Annotated in this window: 17 protein-coding genes; 9 read left to right on the top strand and 8 right to left on the bottom strand. The window is 62.4% G+C overall.

The features are described 5' to 3' along the window. Positions 1 to 204 precede the first annotated feature (204 nt). From fhuB to hrpB, 6 genes are all read right to left on the bottom strand, one after another. Positions 205 to 2193 carry a Fe(3+)-hydroxamate ABC transporter permease FhuB gene (fhuB, locus tag WA302_RS17555; RefSeq protein WP_336064641.1) on the bottom strand — a complete coding sequence of 663 codons (1989 nt, stop codon included), beginning with the start codon at positions 2191 to 2193 and terminating at the stop codon, positions 205 to 207. Further along, a complete protein-coding gene (gene fhuD, locus WA302_RS17550) occupies positions 2190 to 3098 on the bottom strand; it encodes a Fe(3+)-hydroxamate ABC transporter substrate-binding protein FhuD (protein ID WP_336064640.1) in 909 nt (302 codons plus the stop codon). The genes fhuB and fhuD overlap by 4 nt, the downstream gene beginning before the upstream one ends. Further along, complete coding sequence (gene fhuC / locus WA302_RS17545) at positions 3098 to 3895, bottom strand: Fe3+-hydroxamate ABC transporter ATP-binding protein FhuC (RefSeq protein ID WP_049205557.1); 798 nt, start codon at positions 3893 to 3895, stop codon at positions 3098 to 3100. Before fhuC ends, fhuD begins: the two co-directional genes overlap by 1 nt. Positions 3896 to 3942: 47 nt before the next feature. Then, positions 3943 to 6135, bottom strand: coding sequence for a ferrichrome porin FhuA (fhuA, locus tag WA302_RS17540; RefSeq protein ID WP_043141280.1), 2193 nt, complete (start codon positions 6133 to 6135; stop codon positions 3943 to 3945). A gap of 250 nt (positions 6136 to 6385) precedes the next feature. Next, positions 6386 to 8878: a bifunctional glycosyl transferase/transpeptidase gene (gene mrcB, locus WA302_RS17535; protein ID WP_025304218.1), complete on the bottom strand. Its 2493-nt coding sequence runs from the start codon at positions 8876 to 8878 to the stop codon at positions 6386 to 6388. A gap of 118 nt (positions 8879 to 8996) precedes the next feature. Beyond that, on the bottom strand, positions 8997 to 11435 hold the full coding sequence (gene hrpB, locus WA302_RS17530; RefSeq protein ID WP_336064639.1) for an ATP-dependent helicase HrpB: 2439 nt from the start codon (positions 11433 to 11435) through the stop codon (positions 8997 to 8999). 189 nt (positions 11436 to 11624) lie between these two features. Here hrpB and thpR point away from each other — a divergent pair, with 189 nt between their 5' ends. The 6 genes from thpR (at position 11625) to folK (ending at position 16603) form a co-directional block, all read left to right on the top strand. After that, positions 11625 to 12155, top strand: coding sequence for an RNA 2',3'-cyclic phosphodiesterase (thpR, locus tag WA302_RS17525; protein ID WP_089181278.1), 531 nt, complete (start codon positions 11625 to 11627; stop codon positions 12153 to 12155). An 8-nt stretch (positions 12156 to 12163) separates the two neighbouring features. After that, positions 12164 to 12871, top strand: coding sequence for a DNA/RNA nuclease SfsA (gene sfsA, locus WA302_RS17520; RefSeq protein WP_004937572.1), 708 nt, complete (start codon positions 12164 to 12166; stop codon positions 12869 to 12871). 183 nt (positions 12872 to 13054) lie between these two features. Next, on the top strand, positions 13055 to 13510 hold the full coding sequence (dksA, locus tag WA302_RS17515; protein WP_004937569.1) for an RNA polymerase-binding protein DksA: 456 nt from the start codon (positions 13055 to 13057) through the stop codon (positions 13508 to 13510). A gap of 72 nt (positions 13511 to 13582) precedes the next feature. Next, positions 13583 to 14494, top strand: a complete 912-nt coding sequence (gene gluQRS / locus WA302_RS17510) for a tRNA glutamyl-Q(34) synthetase GluQRS (RefSeq protein ID WP_025304222.1) — start codon at positions 13583 to 13585, stop codon at positions 14492 to 14494. A gap of 61 nt (positions 14495 to 14555) precedes the next feature. Beyond that, entirely contained in the window at positions 14556 to 16103 is a 1548-nt protein-coding gene (gene pcnB, locus WA302_RS17505; protein ID WP_071826146.1) for a polynucleotide adenylyltransferase PcnB, read from the top strand. Then, on the top strand, positions 16103 to 16603 hold the full coding sequence (gene folK / locus WA302_RS17500) for a 2-amino-4-hydroxy-6-hydroxymethyldihydropteridine diphosphokinase (RefSeq protein ID WP_025304224.1): 501 nt from the start codon (positions 16103 to 16105) through the stop codon (positions 16601 to 16603). The genes pcnB and folK overlap by 1 nt, the downstream gene beginning before the upstream one ends. Positions 16604 to 16608: 5 nt before the next feature. Here the strand turns inward: folK and qseC are convergent, their stop codons facing one another. After that, positions 16609 to 17967, bottom strand: coding sequence for a quorum sensing histidine kinase QseC (qseC, locus tag WA302_RS17495; protein ID WP_336064638.1), 1359 nt, complete (start codon positions 17965 to 17967; stop codon positions 16609 to 16611). Beyond that, positions 17964 to 18626, bottom strand: coding sequence for a quorum sensing response regulator transcription factor QseB (qseB, locus tag WA302_RS17490; RefSeq protein ID WP_004937550.1), 663 nt, complete (start codon positions 18624 to 18626; stop codon positions 17964 to 17966). Before qseB ends, qseC begins: the two co-directional genes overlap by 4 nt. Positions 18627 to 18792: 166 nt before the next feature. Here qseB and panB point away from each other — a divergent pair, with 166 nt between their 5' ends. The 3 genes from panB (at position 18793) to panD (ending at position 20991) form a co-directional block, all read left to right on the top strand. Continuing rightward, positions 18793 to 19587, top strand: a complete 795-nt coding sequence (gene panB / locus WA302_RS17485; protein WP_025304226.1) for a 3-methyl-2-oxobutanoate hydroxymethyltransferase — start codon at positions 18793 to 18795, stop codon at positions 19585 to 19587. A gap of 23 nt (positions 19588 to 19610) precedes the next feature. After that, positions 19611 to 20465 carry a pantoate--beta-alanine ligase gene (panC, locus tag WA302_RS17480; protein WP_049296228.1) on the top strand — a complete coding sequence of 285 codons (855 nt, stop codon included), beginning with the start codon at positions 19611 to 19613 and terminating at the stop codon, positions 20463 to 20465. 145 nt (positions 20466 to 20610) lie between these two features. Continuing rightward, on the top strand, positions 20611 to 20991 hold the full coding sequence (gene panD / locus WA302_RS17475) for an aspartate 1-decarboxylase (RefSeq protein WP_004937544.1): 381 nt from the start codon (positions 20611 to 20613) through the stop codon (positions 20989 to 20991). Positions 20992 to 21007: the final 16 nt, after the last annotated feature.

Here is a 21007-nt window from a genome sequence, read left to right as displayed (position 1 = left end):
CTCTTTGTATCTTTCACGCAGGCTCCAGAGACAAGGATCCAGAGCACCCGCCCGCAGTATATTCACCTCCCCCTCTCTTCCCGCGTTCCTTTTCACGTTAAATGTCTTTCTTGCGCAGCGGCACGCAACGCCTTGCAAGGCGTTGAAAAAAGGCCCAGCAACGCTGGGCCTTTGATGGCGGAGAAAGCAAAGTAGGGCTGAAGCTTACGACGTCTGCTTACGCAACAGATAAACGAAGTACGGCGCACCGATAAAGGTCGCCAATAACCCGGCGGGGATCTGATACGGGAACAGCAGCATCCGCCCGCACCAGTCGGCAAACACCATCAGCAAGCCGCCCAGCAGCGCGGCGATCACCATTTGCGGCAGCGCGCGGCGGAAGCCCAGCATACGCGCCATATGCGGCGCCATCAGCCCGACAAAGCTCAACGGCCCGACGGTCAGGGTCGCCATGGCGGTCAGGGTGGCAGCCAGCAACAAAATGGTCAACCGCGCCGGCGTCAGCGCAATGCCCACCGAGCGGGCGGTGGCGCCGCCGAGCGGCAGGATGGTCAACCAACGGCGGCACAGCGGCGCCAATACCATCAGGCCGGCGGCCACCAGCGCGGTACGCAGCGCCTGCGCCGGCTCCACCGAATAGGTCGAACCGGAGAGCCAGGTCAGCAAGCCCCCCATACGCGGATCGCCGCTGGCCAACAGCAGGAAGATGACGGTAGTAAAGGCGGTGCTGAGCGCGATACCGGCGAGCAGCATGCGTTCCGTCGAGAAACCGCCGCGGCCTGCGGCGATCATGATGATCAGCAGCGTAGCGGCCGCTCCCAAACTGCCGGCGGGCAGCAGCCAAACGAAGGCGTCGCCCGGCACCATAAACAGCATCATCACGACGCCAAAAGCGGCGCCGGAGCTGATCCCCAACACTTCCGGGCTGGCCATCGGGTTGCCGGTCAATTTCTGGATCAACGTGCCGGCGACCGCCAGCATCATGCCCGCCGCCAGCGCCGACAGCACCCGCGGCCAGCGCCACGGCAGCAGGGAATCCAGCTCCGCACCCAGGCTCCAGTGCCAACCGCCGGCATTTTTGCCCAGCATCAGCGCCAGCGTCAGACCGATCAGCAATACGAGGCCACCCAGCAGGATCCAGCCGGGCAGATTCCCGCGCTCGGCAGGCACCTTGTCGCCAAGGTTCATCGGCGGCGGCGTGGTGGCGCTGCGCAAACGCGGCAACAGCCACAGCAGCAGCGGTGCGCCGAACAGCGCAGTGGCCGCGCCGGTCGGGATCTCACGCCACACCTGCGTCACCCCGAGCATCACCTGATCGGTCAGCCACAGCAGCAGCGCCCCCAGCAACGGCGCCAACATCATGCGGTGCGCCAGGCGGCGCGCGCCCAGCATCTTCGCCATCAGCGGCGCAAACAGGCCGATAAAGCCGATAATGCCCACCGCACTCACCAACATGGCGCTGAAGATAATGGCCAGCCCCAAGGCGCAGAAGCGCGCCATCGATAGCCCCAGCCCCAGGTTGCGCGCCACGCCGTCGTCCAGCCCCAGCAGCGTCAGCGGGCGCAGCAACAGCGCCGCCAGCAGGCCTGCCACCAGCAAACGCGGCAGGAGGAACTGTACGGCGCTCCAATCCTGTTGGTTCAGCGCGCCGGTGCCCCACAGGAACATGCCCTGCAGCTGATCGTAATGAAACAGCGCCAACAGGCTGTTGACCGCGCCGCAGTACAACCCCAGCACCAGCCCGGCCAGAATCAGCGTCACCGGCGACATCCGCTTGCCCCAGGCGATGCCGAACACCAGCCCGCCCACCACAATCGCGCCCACCATAGCGGCCAGCTGGCGGGTAAATTCGCCCCCCGGCAGCACCCACAGCGTGGCGATGGTCAGGCCGAGCTGCGCACCGGCGGCCACGCCGAGCGTCGACGGTTCCGCCAACGGATTGCGCAACACCTGCTGGAACAGCACGCCGACCAACCCCAGGCCGGCGCCGGCCAACAGCGACACCGTCAACCGAGGCAGCAGGCTGTAATGGAACAGCATTTGCCGCACGTCGTCGATGTCCGGCGCGCTGAGCGCCCGCGCCCATTGCGCCGGCGGCAGCTGCTGCGTCAGGTTGTATATCGTCAGGCCACCTGCCGCCGCCAGCAACAGCAGGATCAGCGTCAGCGGTAATTTCCGGATGCCCGCATTCATGCCGCATTCTCCTGAGCCTGCGCCAACAGGCGGCAAAACCGCATCGTCGACAGCGTGGCACCGTAGAACCACACGGCCGGCACCTGCCGCAGCTGGTTTTGCCGCACGAAGGGCAATGACTGCCACAGCGGCGTCGCGCTGACCTTGTCCATCATCGCCTGATTGCCGTGATCGAGATAGATGACTCGGGCGTTACGCACCGTGGCCAACCGTTCAATCCCCACCACCGCCGTGCCCCAAAAGTCGGTTGGCTCCTGCCAGGCATTGCGGATGCCCAGTTGGTCCATCGCTTCCTGGAACAGGCTTTTCTGGCCGATGATCAACGCATGGCGCGTGTCTATCAGGGAAAACAGCAGCAACGGTTGGCGGGTGTAGCTTTGCAGGCGCTGACGGGCGTCCTGCATAAAGCGGTCGAACTGCGCCAGGTGGTTTATCGCCCGGCTTTCTATGCCTAATCGTTGCCCCAGCGCCAGCAGCGACTGGCGGGCGACGGTCAGCGGTTTGCCGCTGCCATCGTTGAAGCCGAAGCTCATGGTTGGCGCGATGGGTTGGATTTTTCGCGGCGTCGGGCCATAGCCCTGCGACAGCAACACCAGCGAAGGCTGGAGCTGCTGCAGCAGTTCGAGATTCGGTTCGGTGCGCTGGCCGACGTCGACCACCGTCGCCGGCAGCTTCGGCTCCGCCACCCACAGGTTGTAGTTATGGACATCGGCCACCGCCAGCGGCGTCACGCCCAATGCCAACAGCAGCTCGATCGGCAGCCATTCCAGCGCCGCAACGCGCGCGATATCCGGCGGCGCATCCGCCGCTCGCCCGGGCAACGATCCCAACAGCGGCGACAGCGCCAGCGCCATCAACAGGCGGCGGCGCAGCGGATCGTGAGAAGAAGTGAATACAGAGGACATCAGTAGACAAAACTCACCGGCGCGCCGCCGCTCGGGTGCGGCAACGTGCCCATAGGAATACCGTAAATTTGCTCCAGCACCGGCCCCTGCATCAGTTCCAGCGGGCCGCCCTGGGCGATCATTTCACCGCCGCGCAGCGCAACCAAATGGTCGCAGTAGCGCGCCGCCATATTGATGTCGTGCAGTACGGCGATCACCGTGAGATCGCGTTCGCGGCTCAGGCGCTGGATCAGCGCCAGCACCTCGACCTGGTGCGCGATGTCCAGCGCCGACGTCGGCTCGTCGAGCAACAGACAGCGGCTGTCCTGCGCCACCATCATCGCCAGCCAGGCGCGTTGGCGCTCGCCACCGGACAGGCTGTCCACCAGCCGGTTGGCGAACGGCTTCAAGCCCACCAGCGCGATGGCCTCTTCCACCTGTTGACGATCGTTGGCGCCAAAACGCCCCAGCGCGCCATGCCACGGATAACGGCCGACGGCCACCAGCTCACGCACCGTCATGCCTTCCGCCGCCGGCAACTGCTGCGGCAGGTAAGCCACCTGGCGAGCGAAGGATTTGCCGTCCCACTGCGCCAGCGGCTGCCGATTGAGCAGTACCTGGCCGCCACTGGGGGCTTGATGCCGCCCGAGCAGTTTCAACAGGGTGGATTTACCGGAACCGTTATGGCCGATCAGGCCGCAGACTTTGCCCTGGGGAAAACTGAGCGACAGCGGTTGCAGCAGCACCCGGCCGGGGACGGCGAAGCTGGCGTTATCCAGCGCAAAGGCCGCGCCGGGATTAAGAAGTTTGTCCTGCATAGATCCTGCTTTGTCCGGGGCGACGCGGCGCCGCCCCGGCTATCCGGTTAGAAACGGAAGGTTGCGGTGGCGACCACCTGGCGTTCTGCGCCCCAGTAGCAGGCGTAGTCGCGGTAGCAGCTCGACACGTAGGTCTTGTCGAACAGGTTGTTGATGTTGACGCCCACGGACGAGCCCGGCAGGCCAAAGCGCGCCAGATCGTATTTAATGGTGGCGTCCACCAGCGTGTAGTCCGGCACCTTGAAGGTGGTGTTATCGCTGTTGAAGCTCGAGCTGGAGCCGACGTAACGCACACCGGAACCCAGCGTCAAACCGCTCACCGCCGTTTCGTGGAAGGTATAATCCGCCCACAGCGACGCCATGTGTTTCGGCACTTCGACGGTCGGTTTGCCCTGATAGGTGTTGTCCTTGGTGTATTTCGCATCGGTGTAGGTATAGGAGGCGATCAGGTTGACGTTGGCATTCAACGCCGCCTTGGCTTCCAGCTCCACGCCGCGTGAGCGGATCTCGCCGCTCTGCACGCTGAACTGCGCGTTATCCGGATCCGGCGTCAGGTTGTTGTTCTTGGTCAGCTGATACAGCGCGCCGGTCAGCACGATTGGGCGATCCTTCGGCACGTATTTCACGCCGGCTTCATACTGCTTGCCGATCGAGGGCTTAAAGGTCTGGCCATTGATTGACGTATCCAGGGTCGGTTCAAACGACTCGCTGTAGCTGAAATACGGCGTCACGCCGTTGTCGAACAGGTAATTCAATCCGCCGCGCCAAGTAAATTGCCCATCGGAGCGTTCGTTGGTGTACCCGAGAACGCGGTTATTGGCCGACGTTTTCGCCCAGTCATAGCGCCCGCCCAGCGTCAACAGCCACTGGTTCCACTCCCCTTGCTCCTGCACATACAAACCGGTTTGCTCCTGACGGTTCAAGTACTTGTATGGGAAGTTGATATTGACCACATCATTGCCATACTGCGGCCGGGTCATGCTCAGGCCGTCTGTGGAACCATAGTCGGAATTGATATCGTTGCGCATACGCGAATAATCTACGCCAAACAACAGCGTATGGTCGATATCCCCGGTTTTCACCTTCGCCTGCGCCTGAGTATCAACCGCAAAATTGTTCAGGTGCTCTTTCGACTGAACGTAAGCGCGATTGATCGTCGTCGGTGATGATAAGCCGAATCCGTAGATGCTCTTCATATCGGTGTCCACCTGCATATAACGCAGGTTCTGGCGCACCGCCCAGGTATCGTTGAAGGCGTGTTCGAAACTGTACCCGATCATCCGCTGCTTGCGCGCCATATAGTTGCTGGCTTCGCCTTCGTTGAAATCGGTCGGCAGTTTGCTGCCGTCCGGCAATGGGATCAGCGTGCCCTGCTTCGGCAACCAGCCGTAATAACCGGTATAGGGATCGTTTTGAATGTTGGCCAGCAGCGTGAAGTTGGTTTTGTCATCCGGGCGCCAGCTAAAGGACGGCGCGATCGCATAGCGCTTCTCTTTGCTCATGTTCTGCTGCGTATCGCTGTCTTTCGCCAGGCCGGTCAGGCGATAGGAATAGATGCCCTGATCGTCCAGCGCGTCGCTGAAATCGAAACCGGTCTGGAACAGGTTATCGGTACCCATTTTGAACTGGATTTCGCGCAGCGGCTCGGTGGTTGGCCGCTTGCTGACCATCGAGACCAAACCGCCCGGGTTGCTTTTACCGTACAGCACCGAGACCGGGCCGCGCAGCAGCTCGGCGCGTTCGAGGAAATAAGGATCGATGGACGCTTCGCTGTAGTTGTCGCCCAGCAACCGCAGGCCATCCAGATACTGGGTGGTGTTGGTAGCCGGGAAGCCGCGGATTGCCACCGCGTCATAGGTCGTGGAGCTGCCGCGGCTGGCGAATACGCCCGGCGCATAGGCCAGAGCACTTTTCACCGTATCCGGCTGGCGCATGTCCATCTCTTCACGCGTCACCACGGAAACGGACTGCGGGTTCTTTTCGATCGGCGTATCGGTTTTGGTGCCGGTGGCGCTACGTTTGGCGACATAGGTGCCGACCGGCCCCCAGGCGCTTTCCTGCTGGGCGGAATTGCTGCCGCCCACAACGGTAATCGTGTCTTCCTTGGCGGCCGGCTTGGCGTCGGCGGAAAAAGCCGGCATCGCCAGCGTGCCTAACGCCGCAGCGACGGTGATCGCTAACGCGCTGACGGGGAGACGGCCCTGCTTGGCCGCGGATGATGAAAGACGCTTGGTCGGCATGATTTATTTCTCTGATGAATTATTAAATGACGAATGTAAACGATAATAATTATTATAAGCGTCGCATTTTATGCAGAAGCCAAATTAAACTGCAAGCCGAATTCATAGGGCAAATAGGTTAAGGATTAGGCGCTTAGCCATGTAGTTAACAGGGAAATAAAACGAGCGGAAAACAAAAAAGCCCGCAACCAAGGTTACGGGCCTAATAACAAAGAAAAAATTTTCACCGGGGCCGACGCCCCGGTAGCGATTACTGACCGAACATATCCTTGATCCAGCCGGCGACGCCATCGCCATCTTTTTGCTCACCCGCCGCCGGTTGCTGCTGTTGCTGCACCGCCGCCTGGCTGGCCTGGCACAATCCCTGCGGATTGTCGGTCCAGACCGGGATGGTGCGCCAGCTGCCGCCGCCGCAGATAAAGTTGCCGGCAGAGTCGATGCTCATCTGGTTTATGCCTTCCGGCGGCTGCAGCATCAGCGGCAGCGGCGTCTGGTTTTCCAGATAGCGGCGATACAGGGTCAACGCGCCGTTGGCGCCGGTCAGCTTGGCCGGGCCGTTGTTGTCGCGCCCCACCCAGGCGATCGCCACTTCCTTGCCGTCGATGCCGGCGAACCAGCTGTCGCGCAGATCGTTGGTGGTACCGGTTTTCGCCGCCAGGTTGTAGTTCGGGAACTTCACCGACAGCGAGCGGGAGGTCCCGCGCGCCACGCCCTGCTGCATCGCGTACAGCGTCAGGTAAGCGGCCTGCGCCGGCACCATGCGCTCCGCCTGCGGGAAGCTCTGGTACAGCACCGTGCCGTCTTCGGCGATCACCGAACGCACCGCCGACAGCGGCGCACGGTTACCGCCGCTGGCGATGGTCTGGTACTCCTGCGCGACTTCCATCGGCGTCAGGCCGATCGCCCCCAGCAGCATCGAAGGCACCGGATTGATCTCCGCTTTCGGGATCCCCAGGCGTTGCAGCGTGGCGCTGATCTGATCCAGCCCGACCGACAGGCCGAGGTTCACCGTCGGCACGTTCAGCGAGTTGGCCAACGCATCCACCAGCATCACCTGACCGCGGAATTTACGGTCATAGTTGTTCGGCTGCCAGACGGCGCCGTTCGGCTGTTTCAGCGACAGCGGCGCATCCGCCAGCCAGGTGTTGAGGCGGTATTTATCCGGTTCGGACAGCGCGGTCAGGTACGTCGGCGGCTTGGCCAGCGAGCCTACCAGACGGCGCGCCTGCATGGCGCGGTTGAAGCCGGCGAACTGCGGGTTGGCGCCGCCGACCATGGCGCGCACTTCACCGCTGAAGCGATCGACGATCACCATCGCCGCTTCCAGATCCTGCAGGTGACGCGCAGCGCGCAGCGCCGGGATGCCGTCTTCGACCGCTTTTTCCGCCGCGTCTTGCGACACCGGATCCAGCGTGGTGAAGATCTTCACGCCGGACAGGTCATTGACCTTATCGCCCAGCTTGGTTTGCAGTTCCTGACGCACCATCTGCATAAACGCCGGCTGTGGCGTAATGACGCCGCCTTTCGGCTGCACGCCCAGCGGACGCGCGCTCAGCATGTCATACAGCTCGCCGTCGATCACGCCCTGGTTCTGCAACAGTTTGAGCACCAGGTTGCGGCGCTCCAGCGCCAGTTTCGGGTTGCGCCACGGGTTATACAGCGACGCGCCCTTGACCATGCCGACCAGCAACGCCTGCTGATCGAGGCTCAGCTCGTCCACCGGACGGCCGAAGTAATACAGGCTGGCCAGCGGGAAGCCGCGGATCTGGTCGCTACCGCTCTGGCCGAGGTACACCTCGTTCAGATACAGCTCCAGGATGCGGTCTTTGCTGTAACGGTAATCCACCAACAGCGCCATATAGGCTTCGTTGGCCTTACGCCACAGCGAACGCTCGTTGGTCAGGAACAGGTTCTTCACCAGTTGCTGCGTCAGGGTACTGCCGCCCTGCACCGCACGGCCAGCGGTCAGGTTGGCCAGCACCGCGCGGCCGATGGAGTACGGGCTGATGCCGTCATGCTCATAGAAATGGCGGTCTTCCGTGGCGATCAGCGTGTCTACCAACAGATCCGGGAAACCGGAACGCGGCACGAACAGGCGCTGTTCACCGTTCGGCGACTGCAGCATGGTGATAAGACGCGGATCGAGGCGGAAGAAGCCGAAGCTACGGCCGCTGTCCAGGTTTTCGATCTTCGCCAGACGGTTGTTCTGGAAATCGAGGCGGGCACGGATCTGCCCTTCTTTACCATCCGGGAAGTCGAACGGGCGGCGCAGCATTTCGATGCTGTTGGCCTGCACGGTAAACTCGCCCGGGCGCGTCATGCGGCTGACCTGGCGATACTGCATGCCTTCCAGCAGGTTGACCATCTCCTTCTTGCTGTACGGCATACCCGGTTCCAGGTTGACCATGCGGCCGTACACCGCCGCCGGCAGTTGCCAGACTTTACCGTCGATGCGGCTGCGGATCTGCGAGTCCAGGTAGACGCCATAGATTGCCAACAAGACGGCGATCACCAGGATCAGTTTGATAAACAGGCCGAGCCAACGGCGTTTTTTACGCGGCGGAGTCGCTTTTACCTTACGCGGCATGCGTTCCTCCTCCTCTTCATACTCATCATCGTCATACTCGTCTTCTTCGTAATCGTCATAATCGTCGTCTCGGCGACGGCGCGGCGGCTTGCGCGACGCGGTGCTTTTTGGTTGTTTTCCTTTGCGCCCGATGGGCTCGCGGTCATCCCCAGCCATGGCTGTTGTTCTCCGAGCTTGCCGACACTGCCGGCCATGATTAGTCGCTTAATCTGTGCCTACGCCGCAGCGCTGACCAGAAGAAACATCTGAATTCCAAACCTTAAATGATCGCGACCTACTGATATTTCTTCGTTCGGCGCGTCGGTACCGCCGTGGCCGGATCGTCCGGCCAAACGTGTTTAGGGTAGCGGCCCTTCATCTCTTTTTGCACCTCGCGATAGGCGCCTTGCCAGAAGGCCGCCAGATCGCCGGTGATTTGCAACGGCCGGTGCGCCGGTGAGAGTAACTCAAGCACCACCGGGATGCGACCCTCCGCCAACATCGGGCTGCGCTGCTCGCCGAACACCTCCTGCAAACGCACCGCCAGCGCCGGCGGTTTACCGGCCTCATAACGGATCGGTAAGCGGCTGCCGGTCGGCACAGTGTAATGAGTGGGTAGCGCATTATCCAGCCGCTGCTTTTGCTGCCAGTCCAGCAGACGGGACAGCGCCTCGGCGATGTTGACCTGCTTCAATCCGCGCAGATCGCGCACGCCGTTCAGCGACGGCAACAGCCACTGCTCCAGCGCCGCCAGCAGCGGCTCTTCATCCATCGCCGGCCACTCCGCCTCCGGCAGCCAGGCTTGCGCGCACTGCAGGCGCACCCGCAATTGTTCAGCGGCCCCCTCCCAGTTGAGCACCGCCAACCCCTGTGCGCGCACCCAGTCGAGCAGCGCCTGCTGCAGCTCTTCGTCCGCCGGTTTGGCCAGCGGCTGAGCGCGCAGCGTCAGACGACCGATCTGCTGGCGCTTCCAGGCGCGCAGCGTGCCCTTCTCTTCATCCCATTCCACCGCCGTGCGCTGCGTGACGATCGCCGGCAGCTGCGCCGCCAGGGCTTCGATGTCCACCGGCAGCGCCAGCAGGATACGCGCATCGGGGCTGTTGTGGCCCTGCAACAGGCTGGGAACGATAAGCCAGGGGGCGCGCGACAGCGCCTCGTCCTGGTTCATCGCCGCGCCCAGGCCGTTGGCCAGCAGGTAGCGGCCGTCCTGGCCACGGCGCTGGGCGATGCGATCGGTAAACGCCTGCGCTAACAGGCGCGGCGCCAGATCGACGTCGACTTGCCCCGCACGTTGCGGCAGGCGTTTGGTCAACTGCGCGGCGCGCTGCCGCCAGTTCGGTTGCGGGCGGCTCAGCCAGTAGCCGATATCCATCTGCCCGCCGCGCGGCGGTTCTTCCAGCAATGCCGCCAGCAACGCCGCCGTCGCCAGGCCGTCGGCGCTCAGTGCCGCCCCGGCGACCAGCATCGCCGCCAGCCGCGGCTCGCACCCCAGCGCGGCCATCTGGCGCCCCGGCGCGGTAAGTTTGCCGCCGTCATCCGTGGCTCCCAGCCGGTGCAACAGTGCCCTGGCCGCTGCCAATGCCGCCGTCGGAGGCGCATCAAGCCAGGTCAGCTGCGCCGGATCATGGCACCCCCATTGCAGCAATTCGAGCCAGAAGCCGGTGAGATCGCTCTGTAAAATTTCCGGTTCGGTATGTTCGGCCGCACGCTCCGCCTGCTCTTTGGCGAACAGGTGCCAGCAAAGGCCCGGCTCCAGGCGCCCGGCGCGCCCGGCGCGCTGCACCATCGAGGCCTGACTGATGCGCTGCGTCGCCAGCCGCGTCAAACCGTTGCGCACGTCGTAACGCGCCACGCGTTCCAGGCCGCTGTCCACCACCAGCCGGATACCCTCGATCGTCAGGCTGGTTTCGGCGATGTTGGTCGCCAGCACCACCTTGCGGTGGCCAGGTGCCGCCGGCTGAATCGCTTTTTGCTGTTGCACCAAAGGCAGGGCACCATACAGCGGGCAAAGATCGGTATCGCTCGCCACCTCGCCGGTCAATCGCTCCAGCACCCGATTGATCTCCGCTACGCCCGGCAGGAACAACAGCAAAGACCCCGGCTGTTCGGCCAGCAGACGCTTCACCGCCGCCGCTACGCCATCCTCCAGCCGCTGATGGCTGGCCAACGGCTGATATAAACGTTCAACCGGAAAGCTGCGTCCCTCTGACACCACCACCGGTGCCTGCGGCAGCAGCTGCGTCATACGTACGTTGTCCAGCGTGGCCGACATGATCAGCAGTTTCAGATCGTCGCGTAGCCCTTGCTGTACGTCGAGCAGCAGCGCCAGCGCCAAATCGGCCTGCAGACTGCGTTCGTGAAATTCATCGAGGATCACCAGCGACACGCCCTGCAGCTCGGCATCCTGCTGCAGCATGCGGGTGAGAATGCCTTCCGTCACCACTTCCAGCCGGGTCTGCGGCCCGCTTTTACTTTCGGCGCGCATGCGGTAGCCCACGGTCTGGCCGGGCTCCTCCCCCAGTTGCTGTGCCAGGCGGTAAGCGACATTTTTCGCTGCCAGCCGCCGCGGCTCCAGCATGATAATGCGCCCCGGCAATCCGGCCTTAGCCAGGATCTGCAGCGGCAACCAGGTGGATTTACCGGCGCCGGTCGGGGCGTGCAACAGCACCTGAGGAGCGGACTGCAGCGCAGCCAGCAACTCATCAAGCACCGCGCTGACGGGCAATGAAGACACTGAACTCTCCGTGGTGGTTAACGTTAAACGGCGTACAGTGTAGCATTAGCTTTGCCCCCGTAGCCTTTCAAACTGCGGCGTCGTTAGCTATAGTACGGAGCTCATCCATGCGCCCCGCTTCGCGCGAGACCGTTGCAAACCGTATTCAAGCCTGTTCCTGACGGATTTGTCATTATTTACCGAGCCCCCATGTCCAATTCGCGCCGCCTGTTTTTCGCCCTGTCTTTGCCTGATGCCCTGCAACAGCAGGTGATCCGCTGGCGCGCCGAGGCGTTTGCGCCGGAGGCCGGCCGACCGGTGGCGGCGGCCAATTTGCACCTGACGCTGGCGTTTCTTGGCGAGGTCACCGCGCAGAAAGAGCTGGCGCTGCGCAAACTGGCCGGCCGCATCGTTCAACCCGGCTTCAGCATGCGGCTCGACGATCTCGGCCATTGGCCGCGCCCCGGCGTAGTCTGGCTCGGCACCCGCCGCGCACCGCGCGGGCTGCTGCAGCTGGCCGAGCTGCTGCGTTCGCAGGCCGCCCGCAGCGGCTGCCACCAAAGCGCGCTGCCGTTCCATCCGCACATCACGCTGTTGCGCGCCGCCACCCAGCCGGTGGCCATCCCGCCGGCGACGCCGGGCTGGGCGTTCAGCGCCGACGCCTTTTCCTTATATGAGTCGGTGTTCGAAAACGGCCGCACCCGTTATCAACACCTCGAACAGTGGCCGCTGGCCAAGTAGGCATCCGCATGATTTTCTCTCCACCGCTGCGTTCCGCCACGCTGATCAAACGTTACAAGCGCTTTCTGGCGGACGTGATCACCCCGGAAGGGGAAACCTTTACGCTGCACTGCGCCAATACCGGCGCCATGACCGGCTGCGCCACGCCCGGCGATACCGTTTGGTACTCCACCTCGGACAACCCCAAACGTAAATACGCCCACAGCTGGGAGCTGACCCATACCCAACAGGGACACTGGATCTGCGTCAACACCCTGCGCGCCAACGCGCTGGTGCGCGAGGCGATTGAACACAATTTAATCAATGAATTATCCGGTTACAGTAAAATTAGTGGCGAAGTGAAATACGGCGGTGAAAACAGCCGTATCGATTTGTTATTACAGGCAGAAAATCGGGTTAACTGCTATATTGAAGTTAAGTCAGTCACATTACTGCAACAACAACGTGGTTACTTTCCTGATGCGGTAACGCTCAGAGGGCAAAAGCACCTGCGTGAGTTGCTCAGCGTGGTTGAAAGCGGGCAACGGGCGGTGTTGTTCTTTGCCGTGTTACACAGCGGTATTGAGCAGGTCGCACCGGCACATCATATAGATGAGCGCTATGCGGCGCTGTTGGCACAGGTCCGGCAGTTGGGAGTGGAAGTGGTTTGCTATGGGGCAAAATTATCACCTGACGGTATTTATCTCTGCGATAAGCTGCCGTTTTTTATCGATTAGCGCAGTCGGGTCCCTATAAATAGACAACCGGCCAGCACGATCGCCAAATACGCCCTCCTTCACACGATTGTCAAGCGGGCGACAGGAATAATTGCCAACCTACCTTCCTTCTGTTATTTATAGCGGCCTGTTTTTCCCCCGCATTGGGGATTCGATAGTGCGTGTGTATGTAGGAGAAGCAACATGCAAGAAGGGCAAAACCGTAAAACCTCGTCCTTGAGCATTCTCGCCATCGCTGGGGTGGAGCCGTACCAAGAGAAGCCGGGCGAAGAGTACATGAACGACGCCCAGTTGTCGCATTTCAAGCGCATTCTTGAAGCGTGGCGCAACCAGCTCAGGGACGAAGTGGACCGTACTGTATCGCATATGCAAGAAGAGGCAGCCAACTTCCCTGATCCGGCCGACCGCGCTACCCAGGAAGAAGAGTTCAGCCTTGAACTGCGTAACCGTGACCGTGAACGCAAACTGATCAAAAAGATCGAGAAAACGCTGAAGAAAGTGGAAGACGATGATTTCGGCTACTGCGAATCTTGTGGCGTGGAGATCGGCATTCGTCGCCTCGAAGCGCGTCCGACCGCCGATCTGTGCATCGACTGCAAGACGCTGGCTGAGATCCGCGAAAAGCAGATGGCCGGCTAATACCGTTGTTACCGCTGCGGCGTGCGCACCTGCGTGCGCCGCACAGAGAAAAGGGAACCTCTCCCCTCTGATATGCAAGAAAGTCATTATGTGGGGCGCTTTGCCCCATCGCCTTCCGGGGATCTGCATTTCGGTTCGCTGATTGCCGCTCTGGGAAGCTACCTTCAGGCTCGCGCCCAACGCGGGCAGTGGCTGGTTCGCATCGAAGATATCGACCCGCCGCGTGAAGTTCCCGGCGCCGCCGCTCGCATCCTGTCCGCGCTGGAACATTATGGTCTTCACTGGGACGGCCAGGTCATCTATCAATCCCAACGTCACGATGCCTATCGCGCCGCGCTGGATCTGTTGCAGCGCCAGGGGCTCAGCTATTACTGCACCTGCACCCGCAGCCGCATCCAGCACATCGGCGGATTGTACGACGGCCACTGCCGCGATTTGCAGCTCGGCCCGCAGGGTGCCGCCATCCGCTTGCGTCAGACCGCCCCCGTTTACCGGTTCCACGATCGCCTGCAGGGAGAATTGCACGCCGATCCGGCGCTGGCGGGGGAAGACTTTATCATTCGCCGCCGCGACGGGCTGTTCGCTTACAATCTGGCGGTGGTGATCGACGACCATTTTCAGGGCGTGACCGAGATTGTCCGCGGCGCCGATCTGATCGAACCGACGGTGCGCCAAATTGCCCTTTACCGCCAGCTGCAGGCGCCGGTGCCCACTTATGTGCATCTGCCGCTGGCGCTGGGTGCCAACGGCATCAAGCTGTCGAAGCAAAACCATGCGCCGGCATTGCCCGCTGGCGATCCGCGGCCGGTGCTGATCGCCGCGCTGAAATTTCTGCGCCAACCGCTGCCGGAAAGCTGGCAAGATCTTGACCTGCCATTATTATTGAGCTGGGCGATCGAACACTGGCGGTTGGAAAACGTGCCGCGTCAGGAGGCTATCCCTCTGGATGAAAACACGCCGGCATTCTCAAAGGAGCCATGGTGAGCTATGATTAGCCGCTATTTTTTGTTAGCTCCATTTTTATCAGTCACTATCGAGGTGTACCATTTTTACCCGAGTAGCCAACTTCTGTCGTAAGGTACTGACCCGCGATGACAAGCTGCCCCGCGACGACGCGGCGGCCGGCGATAAAAACGTAGTCCGCGAAGAGCGTGCCGCGGCGCCAAGCCGCCCTGCGCCGCAGCCGCGCGCCGCCGATAACGGCAGCAACGCCCCTGCCCGCCGCTCAACGCCGCGCAAGCGTCCGCCTTTTCCTATCGCCGAGAGCAACGACTCGATGACCGTGATCCCGCGCGAACAGCACTCGATCTCCCGTAAAGACATCAGCGAAAATGCGCTGAAAGTGCTTTATCGCCTGAACAAGTCCGGCTACGAGGCCTATCTGGTCGGCGGCGGGGTGCGCGATCTGTTGCTCGGCAAAAAGCCGAAAGACTTCGACATCACCACCAACGCCACGCCGGAGCAAGTGCGCAAGCTGTTCCGCAACTGCCGCCTGGTCGGCCGCCGTTTCCGCTTGGCGCACGTGATGTTCGGGCCGGAGATCATCGAAGTGGCCACCTTCCGCGGTCACCACGAACAGAATCAGGAATCCGACAAGAACTCGTCTCAGCAGGCGCAAAACGGCATGCTGCTGCGCGACAACATCTTCGGTTCGATCGAGGAGGACGCCCAGCGCCGTGATTTCACCATCAACAGCCTGTACTACGGCGTGGCGGATTTCACCCTGCGCGATTACGTCGGCGGCCTGAACGATCTGAAGCAAGGCGTGATCCGCCTGATTGGCGATCCAGAAACCCGCTACCGCGAAGATCCGGTGCGCATGCTGCGCGCGGTGCGCTTCGCCGCCAAGCTGGATATGCGCATCAGCGAAGAGACCGCCGAGCCGATCCCGCGCCTGGCCTCGCTGCTGCACGAGATCCCGCCGGCGCGCCTGTTCGAAGAATCCCTCAAGCTGCTGCAGGCGGGTTACGGTTTCCAGACCTACCTGAAGCTGTGCGAATACCAGCTGTTCCAACCGCTGTTCCCGCTGATCGCCCGCAACTTCACGCCGAACCACGATACGCCGATGGAGCGCATTCTGGCGCAGGTGCTGAAGAACACCGATCACCGTCTGCAGAACGACATGCGCGTCAACCCAGCCTTCCTGTTTGCCGCCATGCTGTGGTACCCGCTGCTGGAGCACGCGCAGAAGCTGGCGCAGGAAAGCGGCCTAGCGTACTACGACGCCTTCGCGCTGGCGATGAACGACGTACTCGACGAGCAGTGCCGCTCGCTGGCGATCCCGAAACGCATCACCACGCTGGTGCGCGATATCTGGCAGCTGCAGCTGCGCCTGTCCCGCCGTCAGGGCAAACGCGCGCACAAACTGATGGAACATCCGAAATTCCGCGCCGCCTATGATTTGCTGGCGCTGCGTGCGGAAGTGGAAGACAATCAGGAGATGCTGCGTCTGGCCGAGTGGTGGGGTGAGTTCCAGGACGCCACGCCGGCGCGGCAGAAAGCCATGCTGAGCACCCTGGGTGACGATCCGGCGCCGCGCCGCGCGCGTCAACGCCGCCCTCGTCGCCGGGCACCGCGTAAAGAAGGGGCATAATGATCCGCGTTTATATCGCGCTGGGCAGCAACCTGGCGCAGCCGCTGCAACAGGTTAACGCCGCGCTGGAGGCGCTGGAGCATCTCCCGCGCACCCGGCTGGTCACCTGTTCTTCGTTTTACCGCACCAAGCCGCTGGGGCCGCAAAACCAGCCGGACTTTCTCAACGCGGTGGTGGCGCTGGATACCCTGTTGCCGCCCGAACAGCTGCTCGACCATACCCAGGCGATTGAACGCAATCAGGGGCGCGTGCGCAAGGATGAACGCTGGGGGCCGCGCACGCTCGATTTGGACATCATGCTGTACGGCGACAAGGTGATCCATACCGATCGCCTGACCGTACCGCATTACGGCCTGAAAGAGCGCGAATTCATGCTCTACCCGCTGGCGGAAATCGCCCCCGAGCTGATTTTCCCTGATGGCGAACCGCTCGCCAGCTGCCTCAAGCGCGTGCCGGAAAACGGCATGGCGCTGTGGCACTCGCCAAAACCGAAATCCTGACCTACCTACAGCGCCAACCGCGCAACGAATCCCCCCGCCGAGCGATTGGCGAAACTGATCTGTAAACCATGCAAGCCGGCAATACGCTGCACGATAGATAACCCCAGCCCGCTGCCGGTTTGTTCCTGTCCCGGCGGGCGATAGAAACGTTCTCCCAGCCGCGCCAGATGCTCCGCGGTCACCCCCGGACCGTCGTCCTCTACCGTCAGCGAACGTTCGCTCAGCGTCACGGTGACGACGCCGCCCTGCGGGGTATAGCGCACCGCGTTGTCCAGCAAGTTGCGCAATAGCAGCGACAACAGCAAGGTTTCCCCCTGACGCGGCGGTGGCGTTCCCCGATGTTCATAGCGCAGCGTCACACCCGCCGCATGGGCTTGCCGATCCTGTTCCGCCAGGGTCATCGTCACCAGATCGTTCCAGTCGATCGGCGTCAGCTCGGCCAGATCCGACAGCGAATCCAGCCGCGACAGCGTCAGCAGCTGATCCACCAGCCGGGTCGCGCGATCGATGCCGACCGTCAGATTGTCCAGCGCGTGCTCGCGCATCGGCGCATCATCCCCCGCCAACTGCACCACTTCGGTCTGCACCCGCAATGCCGCCAATGGGCTGCGCAATTCGTGCGCGGCATCGGAGGTGAAGCGTCGCTCTCGCACCAGCAAAGCGTTGATGCGAACGAACAGCGCATTGAGCGCATCCACCAGCGGGCGCACCTCGGTCGGCACCTGGCGCGCATCCAGCGGCGTGGCGTCATCGGGTGCACGCCGACGCAAACCGGCGGCCACCGCACGCAGCGGCCGCAGCTCGCGCCCAACCATCAGCGCGATCAGCAGCATCAGCACCGGCAGCGTCGCCAGCCAGGGCACCAATTGGCCCGTCACCATGCCCAGCGCCATATCGCGCCGGTAATCCCACTCCTGCCCCACGACAATGCGGTAGCGCCCGTCCGGGCTGGTCAACCATACCAGGCGCCAGCTGTCGTCATCGCCTTTGCGCTCACCGTCGGTAAAACCTTCACGCTCCCCGTCAAACAGGAAATCAGCGCCGTTCTCGCCGTCGTTGAGCAGCATCTTGCCGTCGCGATCGAAGATGGCGAACGCCAGCGCGTCGTCGTCCTGCTCGCCGCGCTTGCCATGATGCACCAGCTTCTTGGTTTTCGGCAGGCTGCGCGCACTTTCATCGGCCAGCAGATCGCCGAGGTTGGCGGTCGCCAGCCGTTTGGCGAACAGCATCTGTTGGGTGTCGAACACTTCGTTGATGGTGTTGCGCGACATCACCCAGGCCACCACGCTGGCGGTGCTCCAGGTCAGCAGCGCCAGCAGGCTGAAGATCAGGATCAGGCGCAGCCGCAGGCTGAGACGCTTCACGGCGCATCCCCCAGCGTGTAACCCACGCCGTGGATGGTACGGATGAAGCCGTTGCCCAGCTTGCGCCGCAGGTGGTGAATATGTACCTCCACCGCGTTGCTGCTCACCTCGTCATCCCAGTTGTACAGCTTCTCCTGGATCAACGGCCGCGCCAGCACCCGCCCCTTGTTGTGCAGAAACAGCTCCAGTACCGCCAATTCGCGCGGCGTCAGCGTCACCGGCTCGCCGTTGCAGCTCACGCTGCGGGTGGCGCTGTCGAACACCACGTTGCCGTGCGTCAGCTGTGGCATCAGTTGGCCGTGGCGACGGCGGATCAGCGCCTGCAGGCGCGCCGCCACTTCGGCCAGCGCGAACGGCTTGCACAGGTAATCGTCGGCGCCGCTTTGCAGCCCGCTGACCCGCTGCTCCAGCGCGTCGCGGGCGGTGAGGATCAGCACCGGCACGTCCTGCCCCGCCTGGCGCCACTGGCGCAGCAGATCCAGGCCGTCGAGGCCCGGCAGGCTGAGATCGAGGATCACCGCGTCGTACGGCGCACTGTCCAGCGCATTTTTGCCAACGGCGCCGTCGGTGAACCAGTCCAGATTGAAGCCGAGTTTGGTCAGCCCGGCCTTGATGCCGTCACCGATCAGTTTGTCATCTTCGATCAACAGAATTCGCATGAGTATCCCTTTTGAGTCTTGGCGCCATTGCACCACAAGGTTCTTAAGAACCGCTTAAGCATGGCGATCCGCGCTACCCACCCCGATCGGGTTACAGTAGAATGGCTGCACTTTTTTGCAGCCTGGGCCTGCGTAAGCCGCACGGCCCGTTTCAGGAGACGTTGTGATGAAACCCACCACCGTGACCCATTTGCGCCAGTGGAAACAGGAGCAGCGCAAGTTTGCTACCCTTACCGCCTACGATGCCAGCTTTGCCAAACTGTTTGAAGAGCAAGGCATCAAAGTCCTGTTGGTGGGCGATTCGCTGGGCATGACGCTGCAGGGCCACGACTCCACGCTGCCGGTCACCGTCGCCGACGTGGCCTACCACACGCGCGCCGTGCGCCGCGGCGCGCCGGCCTGCCTGCTGCTGGCCGATCTGCCGTTCATGAGTTACGCCACCCCGGAACAGACCTTCGCCAACGCCGCCGAGCTGATGCGCGCCGGCGCCAACATGGTGAAACTGGAAGGTGGCAGCTGGCTGTGCGACACGGTGAAAATGCTCGCCGAGCGCGCCGTGCCGGTGTGCGGCCACCTGGGCCTGACGCCGCAGTCGGTCAACGTGTTCGGTGGCTATAAGGTGCAAGGGCGCGACGAACTGGCCGCCAAACAGCTGCTGCAGGACGCGCAGAATCTGGAACTGGCCGGCATTCAGCTGCTGGTGCTGGAATGCGTGCCGACCGAGCTGGCGCGCCAGATCACCGAAGCGTTGTCCATTCCGGTCATCGGCATCGGCGCCGGCAGCGGCACCGACGGCCAGATCCTGGTGATGCACGACGCCTTCGGCATTACCGGCGGCCACACGCCGAAGTTCGCCAAGAACTTCCTGGCGCAGAGCGGCGATATCCGCACGGCGGTGCAGCACTACATTCAGGAAGTGGAGCAAGGCCTCTACCCGGCGGCTGAACACTCTTTTAACTAAGCGATGGTTCCAGGAGTCACCCAATGATTATTATCGAAACCCTGCCGATGCTGCGTCAGCAGATCCGCCGCTGGCGCCAGGAAGGCAAACGCATCGCGCTGGTGCCGACCATGGGCAACCTGCACGACGGCCACATGACGCTGGTCGATGAAGCGCGTGCCCGCGCCGACGTGGTGGTGGTGAGCATCTTCGTCAACCCGATGCAGTTCGATCGGCCGGACGATCTGGCGCGCTACCCGCGCACGCTGCAGGAAGACAGCGAGAAGCTGACCCGCCGCGGCGTCGATCTGGTGTTCGCGCCGGCCCCGGCCGCGGTCTATCCGCAGGGGCTGGAGCAGCAGACCTACGTCGACGTGCCCGGCATCTCCAGCATCCTGGAAGGCGCAAGCCGGCCGGGCCACTTCCGCGGCGTTTCCACCATCGTCAGCAAGCTGTTCAACCTGGTGCAGCCTGATTTGGCCTGCTTCGGCGAGAAGGATTACCAACAGCTGGCGCTGATCCGCAAAATGGTGGCGGACATGGGTTACGACATCGATATCGTCGGCGTACCGACCGTGCGCGCCAAAGACGGCCTGGCCCTCAGCTCGCGTAACGGTTACCTGACCGCCGAAGAGCGCAAGATCGCGCCGCAGCTGAGCAAGATCATGAACGCGCTGGCGCAGCAGTTGGCCAATGGCGAACGCCATGTTGAAACGCTGTTGGAGCAGACCGCCGAGCAACTGCGCGCCGCCGGCTTTACGCCGGATGAGCTGTTTATTCGCGACGCCGATAGCCTGCAGCCGCTGACGGTAGATAGCCAGCGGGCGGTGGTGCTGATGGCCGCCTGGCTGGGCAAGGCGCGTCTTATCGACAACCAGCAGGTTGACCTGACGCTATAAGCCGTTTTTTATACTGTCGTCACCCTGAAGCCTTGGCCATTGGTAGACAATGGCGGAGCAATCGGTGACGATAGAGATTGCAGGGATGCAGGAGAGATGTTCAACCCCAGCGCCTGTGAAGGCCGATATTCAGTTAGGTAAAGCTATGATACGTACTATGCTGCAAGGCAAGCTGCATCGCGTCAAAGTCACTCAGGCTGACTTGCACTATGAAGGATCCTGCGCCATCGACCAGGATTTTCTGGAAGCCGCCGGCATTCTGGAATATGAAGCGATCGATATTTACAACGTGGATAACGGCCAGCGCTTCTCCACCTACGCCATTGCCGCCGAGCGCGGTTCGCGCATCATTTCGGTCAACGGCGCCGCCGCGCGCTGCGCCTGCGTGGGCGACAAACTGATCATCTGCTCCTATGTGCAAATGACCGACGCCGACGCCCGCCAGCACCACCCGAAAGTCGCCTATTTCGAAGGTGACAACAACCTGCAGCGCAAGGCGAAAGCCGTGCCGGTTCAGGTCGCCTGACAATAAAACGGGCGCC

Source organism: Serratia sp. 201 (genome assembly GCF_037027545.1).
GTDB classification, from domain to species: domain Bacteria; phylum Pseudomonadota; class Gammaproteobacteria; order Enterobacterales; family Enterobacteriaceae; genus Serratia; species Serratia bockelmannii.
This window is presented reverse-complemented; position numbering and strand designations above follow the sequence as displayed.

Coding starts and splice junctions, on each gene's coding strand:
- fhuB (WP_336064641.1), bottom strand. CDS start 2,193: ATGAATGCGGGCATCCGGAAATTACCGCTGACGCTGATCCTGCTGTTG.
- fhuD (WP_336064640.1), bottom strand. CDS start 3,098: ATGTCCTCTGTATTCACTTCTTCTCACGATCCGCTGCGCCGCCGCCTG.
- fhuC (WP_049205557.1), bottom strand. CDS start 3,895: ATGCAGGACAAACTTCTTAATCCCGGCGCGGCCTTTGCGCTGGATAAC.
- fhuA (WP_043141280.1), bottom strand. CDS start 6,135: ATGCCGACCAAGCGTCTTTCATCATCCGCGGCCAAGCAGGGCCGTCTC.
- mrcB (WP_025304218.1), bottom strand. CDS start 8,878: ATGGCTGGGGATGACCGCGAGCCCATCGGGCGCAAAGGAAAACAACCA.
- thpR (WP_089181278.1), top strand. CDS start 11,625: ATGTCCAATTCGCGCCGCCTGTTTTTCGCCCTGTCTTTGCCTGATGCC.
- sfsA (WP_004937572.1), top strand. CDS start 12,164: ATGATTTTCTCTCCACCGCTGCGTTCCGCCACGCTGATCAAACGTTAC.
- dksA (WP_004937569.1), top strand. CDS start 13,055: ATGCAAGAAGGGCAAAACCGTAAAACCTCGTCCTTGAGCATTCTCGCC.
- gluQRS (WP_025304222.1), top strand. CDS start 13,583: ATGCAAGAAAGTCATTATGTGGGGCGCTTTGCCCCATCGCCTTCCGGG.
- folK (WP_025304224.1), top strand. CDS start 16,103: ATGATCCGCGTTTATATCGCGCTGGGCAGCAACCTGGCGCAGCCGCTG.
- qseB (WP_004937550.1), bottom strand. CDS start 18,626: ATGCGAATTCTGTTGATCGAAGATGACAAACTGATCGGTGACGGCATC.
- panB (WP_025304226.1), top strand. CDS start 18,793: ATGAAACCCACCACCGTGACCCATTTGCGCCAGTGGAAACAGGAGCAG.
- panC (WP_049296228.1), top strand. CDS start 19,611: ATGATTATTATCGAAACCCTGCCGATGCTGCGTCAGCAGATCCGCCGC.
- panD (WP_004937544.1), top strand. CDS start 20,611: ATGATACGTACTATGCTGCAAGGCAAGCTGCATCGCGTCAAAGTCACT.